Origin of the sequence: Anabaena sp. 4-3, assembly GCF_001597745.1 — a bacterium.
Classification (GTDB): domain Bacteria; phylum Cyanobacteriota; class Cyanobacteriia; order Cyanobacteriales; family Nostocaceae; genus Trichormus.
The window spans coordinates 63,328-77,727 of sequence record NZ_LUHJ01000076.1; the positions used below are offsets into that span (position 1 = coordinate 63,328).

The 14,400-nt window shown below is 41.0% G+C and carries 11 protein-coding genes; all 11 read right to left on the reverse strand.

All coding sequences use genetic code 11. From position 1 onward, the window contains the following. Window positions 1–38 precede the first annotated feature (38 nt). On the reverse strand, window positions 39–815 hold the full coding sequence (locus A3775_RS22570; protein WP_066382142.1) for an SDR family NAD(P)-dependent oxidoreductase: 777 nt from the start codon (window positions 813–815) through the stop codon (window positions 39–41). 131 nt (window positions 816–946) lie between these two features. Continuing rightward, window positions 947–5,863, reverse strand: coding sequence for a non-ribosomal peptide synthetase (locus tag A3775_RS22575; RefSeq protein ID WP_066426911.1), 4,917 nt, complete (start codon window positions 5,861–5,863; stop codon window positions 947–949). Between the two features lie 50 nt (window positions 5,864–5,913). Further along, on the reverse strand, window positions 5,914–6,708 hold the full coding sequence (locus tag A3775_RS22580; protein WP_066426912.1) for an SDR family oxidoreductase: 795 nt from the start codon (window positions 6,706–6,708) through the stop codon (window positions 5,914–5,916). 13 nt (window positions 6,709–6,721) lie between these two features. Then, window positions 6,722–7,429 (reverse strand): cupin domain-containing protein, encoded by a 708-nt coding sequence (locus A3775_RS22585; RefSeq protein ID WP_082803830.1) that lies wholly within the window; start codon window positions 7,427–7,429, stop codon window positions 6,722–6,724. Then, complete coding sequence (locus A3775_RS22590; RefSeq protein WP_156481712.1) at window positions 7,429–8,031, reverse strand: LysR family transcriptional regulator; 603 nt, start codon at window positions 8,029–8,031, stop codon at window positions 7,429–7,431. Before A3775_RS22590 ends, A3775_RS22585 begins: the two co-directional genes overlap by 1 nt. Before the next feature lie 52 nt (window positions 8,032–8,083). Then, window positions 8,084–8,989, reverse strand: a complete 906-nt coding sequence (locus A3775_RS22595) for a DMT family transporter (RefSeq protein WP_066426913.1) — start codon at window positions 8,987–8,989, stop codon at window positions 8,084–8,086. Window positions 8,990–9,105: 116 nt separating this feature from the next. Further along, window positions 9,106–10,167 (reverse strand): type 2 isopentenyl-diphosphate Delta-isomerase, encoded by a 1,062-nt coding sequence (gene fni, locus A3775_RS22600; protein WP_066426915.1) that lies wholly within the window; start codon window positions 10,165–10,167, stop codon window positions 9,106–9,108. Continuing rightward, window positions 10,164–12,326, reverse strand: a complete 2,163-nt coding sequence (locus tag A3775_RS22605; RefSeq protein ID WP_066426917.1) for a Rieske 2Fe-2S domain-containing protein — start codon at window positions 12,324–12,326, stop codon at window positions 10,164–10,166. The genes fni and A3775_RS22605 overlap by 4 nt, the downstream gene beginning before the upstream one ends. A 174-nt stretch (window positions 12,327–12,500) precedes the next feature. Continuing rightward, entirely contained in the window at window positions 12,501–13,076 is a 576-nt protein-coding gene (gene cysC, locus A3775_RS22610) for an adenylyl-sulfate kinase (protein ID WP_066382383.1), read from the reverse strand. Window positions 13,077–13,097: 21 nt separating this feature from the next. Then, the gene (locus tag A3775_RS22615; protein WP_066382135.1) at window positions 13,098–13,478 is read right to left on the reverse strand and encodes a nuclear transport factor 2 family protein; all 381 of its coding nucleotides are present in this window, start codon (window positions 13,476–13,478) and stop codon (window positions 13,098–13,100) included. A gap of 114 nt (window positions 13,479–13,592) precedes the next feature. Continuing rightward, window positions 13,593–14,255: a hypothetical protein gene (locus A3775_RS22620; RefSeq protein WP_066382133.1), complete on the reverse strand. Its 663-nt coding sequence runs from the start codon at window positions 14,253–14,255 to the stop codon at window positions 13,593–13,595. Window positions 14,256–14,400 lie beyond the last annotated feature (145 nt).

Consider the following 14,400-nt stretch of genomic DNA (forward strand, 5'->3'; position numbering starts at 1 on the left):
AATTTTGAATTTTGAATTTTGAATTTGTATTACCTGCCCTACATGGCACTGTATCCCCCATCCACCATCAAAATTTCTCCTGTGACATAAGAAGCTGCTTCTGAGGCGAGAAATATGACAGGGCCGATCAGTTCCTCTGGTTTACCTCGTCGCCGCATGGGAATTACCGCATTTAGATGTTGCTGATCTTCTGCTGGTGGACGGCGAAATACTTCTGTACCTTCCATAATGTTGTCGATATAACCGGGAGCAAAAGCATTAACGCGAATATGATGATCTGCCCATTCTAGTGCTAGCGATCGCACTAATAAATTTACACCTCCTTTTGATGCTGTATAAGCCGCCGAGCCACTAATACCCACTACACCACCAATGGAGGAGTTCATAATAATTGAGCCGCCTGTTCCTTGTTCAATCATTTGTTTAGCGGCTAATTGAGCGCAGTGAAAATACCCTTTAAGATTGATGTTAATGATGTTATCCCACTCCAATTCTTCTAACAAAGCTGCGGATTTGATGATATCAATTCCGGCATTACACACCATAATGTCAAGTTGATGATAATTGGCGATAGTTTGCTCAATTAGGTGTACACAATCTTGACGATTTCTGACATCGGTGGGGATAGCGATCGCTTCGCCTCCAGCCTCCTGTATCATTTGGGCTGTTTGTTCGGCTTCTGCTGCTTTAATATCAGCAACTACCACCTTTGTACCTACAGATGCTAATCCTTGTGCGATCGCTCTGCCGATACCTCGTGCAGATCCGGTGATAATGGCTACTTTACCTGTTAGGTCAAAAAGGGAGGGTTTCACGGTTTTTTAGTTTGAATAAGGGTGATTTAAAGATTATTTATCACGCAGAGACGCGGAGGCGCAGAGAGAGTATTAATATTGTGTCAATTCTCAGTTTTCCACTCTTTTTCTTCCCCTCTTGAAATAAATATTTATCCCAAAGGTTCACTATTTAGTAAATGGCTGATGGTTTCTGCTTGTTGAACAATGGTAGGTTTTTCAAATGGGAAAGTTAAGGGTAACTCTATTTGCAAAGCTTGCTGTAATTTATAGATGACTTGTAAAACTAGGGCTGAATGTCCTCCAATTTCAAAAAAGTTATCTTCGGTGCTGATGTGTTCTAATCCTAAAACTTCTTGCCAAATAGTTAATATGACTTCTTCAATTGAGTTACTTGGTTGAGTAAATTCTTTGACAGTTTTGTTGTTAGCTAGTGGTAATTGATGATTTTGAATTGGTAATTTATTACCTTCATTTAAAAAGGGCAGTTCCCCAAGTCGTTGGTTAGGATTAGTAACTATATGTTCTAGCAATTTTTGAAATACTTCTACCATTCTGGTAATAGTAGTATCTGCAAATAAATCGGTTTTGTAGACTAACGCGCCTTCAATTCCCGCAGATGTTTCTTGCAGGGTTAAATTTAAGTCAAATTCGGCTGTGTCTTTGGTATCTGTGGCTATAAACTCCTCTTTTAAAGTTAAATTTGCTAGTTTTAAATCATCTTCTGGAGTGTTTTGGAAGACAAACATCACTTGAGCTAGTAGTGTGTGACTAGCATCTCTGACTGGTTGCATTTCTTCTACTAGCTTGATGAAGGGCATTTCTTGATGTGCATACACTCCTAAAGCTACTTCTCGCACTCGCCGCAGTAGTTCTCTGAAGGTGGGATTTCCTGCTAAATTCGTGCAGAATGGTAGTAAGTGGACAAAGAAACCAATCAATCCTTCTGTTTCTGGGCGGGTACGATTAGCAACTGTGCTACTAACAATGATGTCTGGTTGTCCTGTGTAGCAGAAAAGCAATGTCTTGAGTGCTGCTAATAAGGTCATAAATAGGGTTACGCCTTCCTCCTGACTCACGTTTTTTAATGCTTTGGTTAAGTCGGGAGAAATTACCAAGGGATGACGCGCACCTGTGAAGGTTCTCTGTTGTGGGCGTGGATAGTCTGTTGGTAGCTGTAAGATGGGAGGGGTAACACCTAGATGTTGTCGCCAAAATTGCATTTGTGATTGTAAAATTTCCCCCTGTAATAATTGCCGTTGCCAATGGGCAAAGTCTGCATATTGTATGGGTAACTCTGTAAGTGGGGAAGGTTTACCTTGAGCAAATGCTTCATAAAGGGTTGCCAATTCTTGAGTCAATACACTAAAAGACCAACCATCAGCAACAATATGGTGGGTAGTGACAATCAATAAATGCTCGGTTTCACTTAATCGCCACAGTTTACTCCGCAATAATGACCCTTGTGCTAAATCGAAAGGCTGTTTAATCTCTTTTTCTGCTTGTCGTTTTACTTCGGTTTCGGAAATGGTTTGTGCATCTATAACTGCAAAGTCAAATACAGGTTGAGGGGAAATTGCATAAACCACTTGTCCGTTTGCAACTTTAAAGGTGGTTCGTAATGTTGCGTGTCTTCTGACAATTTCCTTTAAACTCTGCTCTAAAGCTTGCACATCCAGCCTACCTGTGACACGATAAACTAGGGGCAAGTTGTATACAGGATTACCGGGGTAGAATTGCTCGAAAAACCAAAACTCTAACTGAGTTAAGGAAATTGGTAGGATTGTGTCTTCTGTGCGCTCGACTTGCACAGGTACAATTTCCGGCAAAGATTCTTGCTGAATAGCTGTTTCGACGGTTTTGGCTAAGGTGGCGATCGCCGGATATTCAAATAAACTCCTCAGAGGTAATTCTATCTTAAAGGCTTTGCGTGTCAGTGAAATTACTTGAGTAGCTAGTAAAGAATGTCCACCTAAGTTAAAAAAGTTGTCGTAAATACCAACTTGTTCTAACCCTAAAACATCCCGCCAAATACCCGCTAAAATTTCTTCTGTGGGAGTACGGGGTGCAACAAAGGTTTGCGCTAATTCTGGTCTGCTAGCGGTTGGTTCTTTTAAAGCGCGACGATTAACTTTACCATTAGCAGTTAAGGGAAATGACTCTACCTGCACAAAAGCCGATGGAATCATGTAATCTGGTAACTGGTCTTGCAGAAAATCACGCAACTGTTCAACAGTAATTGTCTGTCCTTGAATGGGGACAAAGTAAGCGACTAAATATTTTTCTCTGGCACTTTGTCCGAATACCTTAGCAACGGCTTGGTTGATTTGGGGATGTTTGCTCAATACCGCTTCTACTTCCCCAAGTTCCACCCGAAAACCCCGGACTTTGACTAAATCATCTATCCGTCCCAAAAATTCGATGTTGCCATCTGGTAAATATTTAGCTAAGTCGCCTGTTTTGTATAGTCTTTTGCCTTGGAGGGTGTAGGGGGAAAAACCTTCTGCCTCCTGCCTCCTGCCTTCTGCCTTCTCAAAGGGATTGGGAATAAACTTCTGTTGTGTCAAATCTGGGCGGTTGAGGTAGCCACGGGCTAAACCTTCACCGCTAACGTAGATTTCCCCAGGGACACCAATTGGTAAGGGTTGCAGATTGCGGTCTAATAGATAAACTTGCACGTTAACGGCAGGTTTACCAATGGGGGGATAAATTGGCCATGTTTCTGGTTGCTGGCTGAAGGTATAGGCTGTAACTAAGTCTGCTTCTGTAGGGCCATAGAAGTTGTAGAGTCTACAATCTTCTAAACGTTGAAACAGCTTAATCATGGGTTGGGTGATTTGCAACTGTTCCCCACAGGCGATCGCTTCTCTGATGTGTTTAAATAGATGCTCTTCTTCTCCGTATATTTCCGCTAATTGTTGCCAGAGGGTGACGGGAAGAAACACTTTTGCAATTGGTTCTGTTGCGAGTAAGTTAATTAGTTTATCTAAGTCTTTGCGATCGCTTTCGGGAATCATGTACAGTGTACCGCCCAAACCCCACGCCGCAAACATTTCATGATAGCTAACATCAAAGCTGAGGGAGGCAAACTGAAGCACACCTACGCCTGTTGCCATCTGCGCTTGATGGTGTTCTACTAAATTGGTGAGTGAGCGATGGGGGACAAGAGTACCTTTTGGTGTGCCTGTAGACCCGGAAGTATAGATGATGTAGGCTAAATTATCTGCTTGTGTTTGGGTTTGGGGATTGATATCAGATTCTTTGGCTATCTCCTGCCATTGTTCATCTAACAGAATTAGATGGTGGTGAAAATCCTGCTCCAGCAATGGCTTTAAACTAGCCTGAGTTAAGACAACACTGGCGCGACTATCTGCCAGCATAAATGCTAAACGCTCTGACGGATAGGTAGGGTCAAGGGGAAGGCAAGCACCGCCAGCTTTCAAGGTTGCTAAGATGGCAATTGCGGCTTCTAGAGAACGTTCTAAACAAATCCCTACAGGTGCATCAGGTTTGATACCCAAACTTTTTAGATGGTGGGCGAGTTGGTTGGCGCGTTGGTTTAACTCTTGGTAGGTGAAGCTGTGATTCTCATATACCACCGCTACATCTGCGGGTGTTTTTGCAACTTGCTGCTCAAATACTTGATGAATGCAATCTGTGATCGGATGGGTGGCTGGGGTAGCGTTCCATTCTACTAACAGTAAATTTTGTTCTGCTGGTGTGAGTAGGGGTAGTTCGGCTGCACGACGATGAGGGTTAGTGACAATTCCCTGTAACAGTGTGAGCAAATGACCAATCATCCGATCAATGGTATCTGCATCAAAGCGATTGCAATCATAATTGATTTTGATGGCTAGTTCTTCACCGGGAATTGCAACCACAGTTATAGGATAATTCGTTTCGCCCAAGGCTTGGCGATCGCCTATTCGCAAATTATCAGGAAGTGCTTGCAGTGTGGCGTTAACAGGATAATTTTCAAACACCACAATGCTTTCAAATAAAGGTTGATGGCGAGGAATTGCACTCACACCTTGAATATCTACCAGTGAGGTGTAGGAATACTGCTCCCGTTCTATATGTTCTTGTTGCAACTGCACTAGCCAAGGTAACAAATCATCTGTTTCTGGGATTTTTACCCGCACAGGTAAGGTATTAATAAACAACCCTACCATTGATTCCACACCAGATAAATGATGCGGACGACCGGACACTGTAGCCCCAAATACTACATCAGATTCATCACTGTAGCGACTCAATAACAAAGCCCAAGCAGCCTGTACTAAAGTAGAAACAGTAAGATGATGTTGTTGAGCAAAAGATTTAATTTTTGCAGTTGCTGCTGCTGATAAATTTTGATGTCGAATATAACTATTTTGTGGCTGAGAAACCTGCCCTACAGTTTGTTCCACCACCAAAGGTGTAGGTGTCGTAAAACCTTCCAGAGTCCGCCGCCAAAATTCCTTAGCAATAGACAAGTCTTGTTGCTGCAACCAATTAATATAATCTCGGTAAGGACGAGATGGAGTTAAATATAATTTTTGATGATTAGTGATGCCATCGTAAACAGCAAATATTTCTTTAAACAGAATCGGCCAACTCCAACCATCAAGTAATATATGATGAAAGCTCCAAACAAAATGATAAGTGTCGTCTGCCAACCGAAATAATACAAACCGCATCAAGGGAGCTTTATCAAGTTGAAACCCTTGCTGTTTATCGTTGGTTAAAAAAGCATTAATTTCTGTTTGCTGTTCCTCGTTTGACAGAAAACGTAAATCTTGATTAATCCAAGGTAAACTAACTTGTTTACGTACTATTTGTAATGGCTGTTTACGGTTATTCCAAACAAACAAAGTCCGTAAAGCCGAGTGTCTTTGTACCACCTGTTGCCAAGCTTGCTCAAATGCACCTGGATTTAAATCACCATGCAGCGTAAAGCGAAACTGTTCAAAGTAGATTTTTGATTCTGGCTGATAGAGGGTATGAAATAGCATCCCCTCCTGCATTGGCGAAAGTGGGTAGATGGCTTCAATATCTTTATTTTTATTTTGTTGTTGTATAGCTACCATTGTTATTGGTTTATATTAAATAAATTTACTAAAAATTGTTATTAAACTAATTAAAAAGCTGCCGTTGATAATCCACCATCAACGGGAATAGTTACACCTGTGATATAACTAGCGCGTTCTGAACTGAGAAAAGCCACTAAATCAGCCACCTCCCTAGAAAGTCCACGACGACCTAGAGGAATGCTGTTATCTATTCCCTCTATAATCCTCTCAATATTTCGGTCTTCTTTTTGGGCAAATACTTCTAAATATTCTCGATGTCTGGGTGTATCAATAATACCGGGGTTAACAGCGTTAACTAATACATTCCACTTGGCGACTTGGGTAGCTACAGATTTAGTAAAGTTAATTAATGCTGCATTCGCTACTCCTGATTTAATTAAACGTGGTGAAGGTTCTTTCCCGGATGTACCAATAATGTTGATTATCCGTCCCCATTGTTGATTTTTCATGGTAGATAAAACCAAATTGGTCATACGGATATAGCCCATTAATTTCCCTTCAAATACAGTTGACCAATCCTGCTCAGATATATTTTCAACTGCAACGCTGGCAAATTTAGCTCCATCAGAATTATTGACCAAGATATCGATTTTACCAAATTGATTCAGGGCTAACTCAACTAATTTTTCTGAGTCGGTGGCGTGGTGAACATCAGCACAGCAAGTAATAATTTTGCCGGGAGAATTTACCAATTTTTGATAAGCTTGTTCTAAGCGTTCGGTATTTCTCCCGCAAATTACTAAATGACAGCCTTCTGCTGCTAGTTTTTCAGATATGGCATAACCAATACCAGCACTAGCACCTGTCACTAAAGCTACTTTCCCTGTTAGTCCTAAATCCATGCTTAATAGTCCTCTAGGTTGCAGTTAGCGATCGCGCAGTTATTTTTTTCAAATCAGCTTCTTGTTCCGATAAATCAGCACAAGGTAAAATTGAAATTTTCACCAAGGTTACTGTTTCCTCAGAAGTATTATATCCTCCACAAATCACATTAGCTGGAGCATAATAAATACTACCATATTCTATTAATTCCTGTTCCTCTCCCACAGTCATCATCAATTGACCATTTAGGATAATTCCCATTTCTTCCTTATCAGATTGATGGATGGGTATTTTTCCTGCTGGTGGAATTTTGATGATAACAATTTCAAACCAAGAAGCTACAACATATTCAGAGGGTAAGCCAGTAATTTCATCTTCTTTAGGCGATACCTTCAGAAATACTTCGTCGTTGTTGGCTGATGGCAAAGTATTTATAGTACGTTTGACATCAAACACCAAGGCTGTTTCTGGAAAAATATTCACAGAACCATGAGGTACAAAAGCATTAGCAATGTAAGCTTGTTGTAGTGGTTCAATAATTTCTGTAATGCCATTGACGTTCATTTCTAAACGTCCAGAAATTATCATTCCCATCTGACTTTCAAGATGTTGATGTAGTGGGAAAGTTGCTCCAGGTGCAAGATACACGAGTTGTACAAGGGTATCTTGACAATCGAAGGCGATTAATTCTACATCCGCATTCAGTTGTGTAACTTTGGGTGTGGGAAAAAATTGACTCATTAGTTTATGCTATTTTTTTTATAGAAAATTGACCAACTCATAGGAATTTTGCCATAAGTAGAAATAAACTCTAAATCATAGGCTTCAACCGCATTTTTATTAGTAATCGCTAGAGTCGCTAAACCCTTTTGTACTTGAATAGCTGCATCGCTAGTTGAAGTAGACAAATCAACTTGAATTTCTGATTGATCTTCCGATTCTGGTAAAAGTTGCGATAACAAAGGTAAAGGTGCAGGATGGGTAACAATTCTCGCCCCTTTAAAAGTTACATCTGTATTTTTCTTTTTAGCTAATCCATACACTGGAGTTGGATAGATAAAAATGAAGCCTAAATCAAAACTTGGCTCCATATAAAATTCATTAATCGAGTCGTAAGCATGAGGAACTACAGCCAAATCAATTTGGTTTTGTAGCAAGGCTGTTTTCACATCTGGAAAGCTATCAAATAACTGAATTTCTCCAGTCAAGTTTTCTGCTTCTAATTGTTTGACTATATAACTAGAAGCATAGTCACTACTCGTACCACTAGGGCCTAATGTACCGATAACTAAAGTTTTTTCAGCAGGAGTAGGAGGTCTAAATTCAATGGAAAATTTCAGCATAGTTTTAACCAAAATCTGATATTTGAAGTAAAAAAGTTAAAAATATTAATGTTTAAACATCATCTGCACCCAAGATTAATTTTCGGTCTATATATTCAGACTTACTCTGACTTAAAATCAATGCAGTTAGTACGAGAGCCGTGCCAATTAAACCACGTACTCCAAACTTCTCACCGAGTAGCCAAAAGGAAAAAACAGAGGTAAGTACCGGATCAAGGGTACACATTAGCGCAGCTTCAGAAGCGGAAATCCATTGCTGGCCTATAGTTTCTAACCAGATACAGGCGGCAGTTCCGACTAAAGCCAGGTAAAGAATAATACCATAGTTATGGGTCAGAGTCTCAAATTGTCCAACTATCTCCGGTGCAGCCCAGACTGCACTTAATACTGCTATGAGCCAAAGTTGGATGGCAGTGAGAGATAGGGTTGAGTGCCGTTGTACGCTTCCCTGAAGTACCAGCATATACACCCCGTAAACGAAGGTATCGCCAAATAACAGTAAATCCCCTATGCCTAGTGAACCATTTTCCCAACACATAATGCCGATACCTGTGAGGGCAATACCGGCGGCGAGTAGGGTTTTCAGCAGCAATGACTGACCAAAGAAAGCACCTAGTAAGGGTACGATGATCACATTCAAGCTGAAAATAAATCCTCCTCGGTTAGCATTGGCAGTTTCCAGCCCCAACGCTTGGCAGGTGAAGCAAATAAACAGCAGCAGTCCTAAAACTAGGCCATCGCGTAAGATTTGCGGATTGAGTCCGCGTAGGTATGGGGTAAATATTGCTGCTGCAACGGTGAAACGGCTAGCTGTGAGTACAGCTGGTGAAAAGCTAGTGACTGCATTTTTAGTTAGTGGAAAAGTTGTTGCCCAGATGAGACTAACGAGCGCGATCGCTATTAGTCCCTGAATATGCAGGGCGTTTGGCGTGGGTTGGTTGCAGTCATCTACTTTCATGTTACATTTATCACTCGTTGACAGCAGAAGGCAGGGGAGGAATTAATTCAAAATACTCCTAGGTCGAAGCAAGCTACAAAATTCAAAATTCAAAATTAAGAATTTCTCAGGACTCCTCACTTTTGGACAGGTTGCAATACGCCAGAACTTCTCAGTTCTGACAAGGTGGTATTGCCAGTACAAAATAGTGCTGTTTCCAGTTCAGCAATGAGGATTTCGACCAATTCCTCAACGGCAACTTCTGATTCCACGGCGGCGGCTAAAAAAGGTCGGGCTAATCCGGCTAAGTCTGCTCCTAATGCGATCGCTTTGGCAACATCCAAGCCGTTGCTTAGTCCACCAGACGCAATCAAGGGAATTGTCAGGTTACTAGCCCGGATAGAAGTTATACACTCTGCGGTTGGTAAACCCCAATCGCCAAAAGTTTGTCCTAAACGGCGTTGTTTGTTGTCTTGAGCGCGTTGGCTTTCTACCTTCGCCCAGGAAGTTCCACCAGCCCCAGCCACATCAATCGCTGCTACTCCCGCATCAATTAACTTTTGTGCCATCACCGCAGAAATGCCATTGCCCACTTCTTTGGCAATCACCGGCACGGGTAACTTTTCACAAAGCTGGGCAATTTTACTTAATAAGCCCCGAAAATTTGTATCTCCTTTTGACTGGACACACTCTTGCAAGGGGTTAAGATGTAAAATCAGGGCATCAGCCTCTAGGGAGTTTACCAGATGCAAACACTCATCCAGCCCACAGCCATAATTTAGTTGCACCGCCCCCAAGTTAGCTAACAATAAAATGTCCGGCGCAAAGGAACGCACGGCAAAGGTAGGGGCTAAATGAGGTTGTTCAATCGCAATTCTTTGTGAGCCAACCCCCATTGCTAATCGGTAGCGTTGAGCCACTGTAGCTAAACGAGTGTTAACTAACTTCGCTAACTCTGTCCCCCCAGTCATGGAAGAAATCAACAAAGGCGCACCGAGATGCTTACCTAAAAAGGTTGTTTGCAGGTTAATGTCACTGCGGTTGATTTCCGGCAGACAATGATGAGTAAAGCGATAGCTTTCAAATCCGCTAGTTACTTGCTGAAACTGGACATCTTCTTCTAAGCAGACACGGAGGTGGTCAGCTTTGCGAGTCTCAATTTCTGTTGCAGCATTGACTGATGGTACAGTAGTAGTCATAAGGGTTTCTGGTGATGACTGGTTAATGGCAGCTTCAGGCGGATAGCCTCCTGAAACTTAGCAACATCATACTCGGCAATACTGAATACACCTGTTTTCTCAAACAGCCGTGAGGAAACGCTGTCTTGACAGATATAGTTAACGCGAATGTCCTCATGTAGCGATTCCACCAGTAATTGAATATTCGCTAGTCGCGCTTTTTCAATGGCTTGACTGTGAGGATCGTTAGGGTCAAGGACATGGCCATAACTACGCACGTGAAAACGGCATTCTCTCGGCCCGGCTGGCACTAAGGAAAAAGTTTGTACGTGTTCAGGAAATACGCTCAAGGAAAAAGGCATGGGTATTTCTTCTTGAGCCGACATGGAACAGAAGGCTGAAAAACACAGGGTTTCGGGTAAAGCCTGGTTTTCCGCCGCAAATTCTTGTAATTCCTGCTCACGTTCCCAAGAATGACGAGCGATCGCCTTAGCAGCATCATAATATTGTCGCTCGATGGGGGTTAAACTGGGTGAAGCCGGGTCACGCATGGGAATAATCATACCGTTGATGCCTTCACAATCACTCGACACTCCAAAGCGACGAGTTAAACCTTTGTGCATCATCGGAAAGTGGTAATCTTCTAGGAAGTTCTCCCACAGTAATTTATAATCCACCTCCACATTAATGCAATAGTGACCGATGCTACCAATCGGTTGCATCTTTTCCAGTTGGTAGGGTTCTAATAAGCCGGGTTGATACCAACTTTCGGCTAATCTTGAACCTTCCCAAGTAAAACGAATGAAAATAAAGCCATAAAAAATGTCAATGTCGATGGGTTCTAAACCGTAATTGGGTAAACCAAATTGCGGATAGTTCGCCCGTTGGGTAACATCAGGAAGTTTACCCGCGAAAATTTCACCGCTTGCGGTGCGAATGACGTAGGCACGTTCACCTACAATATCCAACCAAGTAAAGTTACCTGGTTGGGGAATTTCGTTAATATGACAAACAAATTGCCAAGTTGGTTTAATTAAATGCTCCACTTCCAGCGCGAATAACGCTGCATCGCCATAAATCCAAATTGGTAATGCTTGTCTTCTTTCTTCTGCTGCAAAATCTTCTCGATGCTCAGGCTCAACTTTCGGATATTCTCTAGGCTGGCCAATTAACTGCTGTTGCTCATCCAGGCTGTAGATTCGTTGCAGCACTGCATCCAATTCTGTAGTTAAGCCATCACTATCAACGGTGAGGATAGCTTGTTTTAGTTCCCCAATTAATGAATCTAAAATTAATTGCTGGCTAAGGTTGGTTTCTCCTTGGTTGATGTCTGCAATTAGCTGCTGTAATTGTGCTTCTAAATAACCAATTCTCAACCACAGGCGAATTGTTTCTGGAAGTGTGGCTATTTCCCCATCTGCATAACCAGGACTCACAGAATTGAGCAGATTTGTAATTTCTACGCCGATGTTTTGAGGGCTTGGTGGCGGTGTTTCTGCCTGATGCTGATGATTTTGAGCAATTCTGGCAAAAACACGTTGATTGTCAGCAATTTTTGTTTCAAAAACTTGTAAACTATAATTTTTTAGGTCAAAATCTGCTCCAAACTCTCCCCTATTTGCCCCTGGTGCATTCTTGCAATGACCATCTGCGCCAAATGCCCATCCATGATAAGGACAAAGCACTGATTTATCTGCACCTATACAACCTTTACCCTCAAATACTGGTGATTGGCGATGAGTGCAAACGTTGAGGAAAACGCGAATCGTTCCGTCTGATTGACGTACAGCTACCAAAGGTTCTTGAAAAATCTGCACAGTCACAAAATCCCCAGGTTGGGGAATTTCTGTGGTGTGACAAATAAAATACCAGTCTTTTTCTAATTCCGATGGTTCAACAAATATGGAACGCAGAATTTTAGCGACAAAATAATTATAAACAATTTTGATATTGACCTCTGGCTGATGATGTTGATTATATTCATCAACCGCATTTGTTAGATATTTATAGGCTGTTTCCACAGCAGTATCGTGCTTTGCTGCTAGTAGATTAGTAATAAAATTATTCCAGGCTAGTTCATCATTTTTAGCGAAATTATTACCCATAGCAGCAAGGTTATATTGCTGCCTTCCCACTTCCACAAAAAGTTTACATAGTTCCTTTTCTTTCACTAAAACCATCTCATTTATTCCCTGATTTTCATTTTATAACAAACTGGTTTTTTAAAGATGCTTAAAAAGTTTTTTTGTGTTACTTCGCCTACCGCAAGCGGTTCAGCTTGAGTGGATGAGAAAGCTTCAAATTATTTTGTTTGTTAATCACCTAGTGGTAAGGAATAGTGAGAAACTATCGTCTTACACTCGCAATGAGTTGTTATTTAATTGTGGCACTACTAAAGAATCAATGTAACCTAATTGTTCTAACTTGTTTAAAATTTTATTAGCACTTTCGGCAACACTTTCTTGATTAGTTTTGCATTCAATATCTGGTGTGAGAGGTATTTCGTATAAATCATCAATTCCGGTGAAGTTTTTGATTTCCCCGGCTCTAGCTTTTTTATACAAACCTTTCACATCTCGCTGTTCGCAAACTTCTAAGGGTGCATTGACGTATACTTCAATAAAATCACCGATTTTTGCTTTCACTTCTTGGCGAACTGCTCGATATGGTGAGATGGCTGAAACCAGGACAATGACGTTATTTCTAGTTAACAGGTGAGCGACAAAACCAATGCGCCGAATATTTTCGTCCCTATCCTCCTTGCTGAAAGTTAAACCTTTACTTAAGTTTTGTCGGACTACATCGCCATCTAGCACTTCCAGTTTATAACCGTGCGATCGCAGTTCTGTTTCTAAATACTGACTGATGGTAGTTTTACCAGCACCACTCAAACCAGTTAACCAAATTGTCACACCACGTTGTTGTTTCACCACCCCACCTCTACAATTTTCCTAAACGGCTGGTCTAAAAAAGTGTGTTTTGCGAGTTTTAATCTTACCTTTCTCAAAAGAGTAGACATCAGCAAAAAGTTCATCTATTTGACAAGCTTCTTTGCTAACGCCCACAAATCTCCCCCAACAAGCTCCATAACTGCCATCAATTGTAACACGCTCGATGTAATGTTTACCTGATGCAATTACTCTTTCCATTTTATAAAACTTCAGCAAGCGTTCAATGCCAACAAAAGCATTGTAACCCGGACGCTCATAGATGATATTTTTATCAAAAATATTTGTGAGATTTTCCCATTGACAGGCATCAACAGCATGAAATAAATCAATTACTAATTCACTGTAATCTGTGAGGATTTGCGAGTTACCATTGAAATACATAATTACACTCCTGTTATGTATTTTGTTTCGCTGCTTCAATCAGTTGCTAATAACCAATACCGGATATTAATCAATACCTAGCAATTGGCTATTAGCCATAAGCAATATTTGATATTATTCTTCCAGAATTGGTTCAGGAATCACGGGTACTGGATGGTCAAGTCGATAGGCATTCCAAGGTTTGAGAAAAGCTTCTCGTCTCATTCCCGAAAACCTACTGATTTGTTTATGATATAGACTTTCGTAAAAATCTAACTCTTTCTTTAAGTAATAGGGAGCTTTTTCCCCATAAATTTTGACAAACATTCTATAAGTATTATAATGTTTAGCGGCCACATCCTCTGTATAAGACATCAAATCATCCTCGATGTCATTTAAAACTTCTAAAGGCCACATCAGTCTTAGTTCTTCATTTAACTCATCTTCTTGGTAATTTAAACCTAACATTTTCAGCAAAGTACAGTGCAGAATTCGATAGTCAGAAGAACGCAATTCTGCCGCCTGTTTAATCATGCCATGAGTCACATGAGAACTAGATAATAACTTTGTTTCTAATTCAAAATACTCGCCTAGCTTCTCCATATAAAATTCAACTTGGCAATGTTTGAGATTATATTCTTCCAAAACAGCTAGAATCATTTCCTGTTTTGCTTGCCAAGGGGAATTTTGCAGTTTTTCACAACCATCATGTTGGATTCTTTCTACTTCGTCATCAGTTTGATAAACCAGAGCTTCGATAAAACCTAAGATGGGATAAAACCGAAAGAAGTCATTCATTGAGAGATTATAAATTGGAAAATAATAAAGGATAAATTCTCTCAATACTCTGCTAGACCGCCGCATACTTTGATAAGAAATGCAGGAGATTTTGGAAGCGAGTTTATTAACTAAAACTCCTGAATCCCGCGTGGTTGTGAGTGTT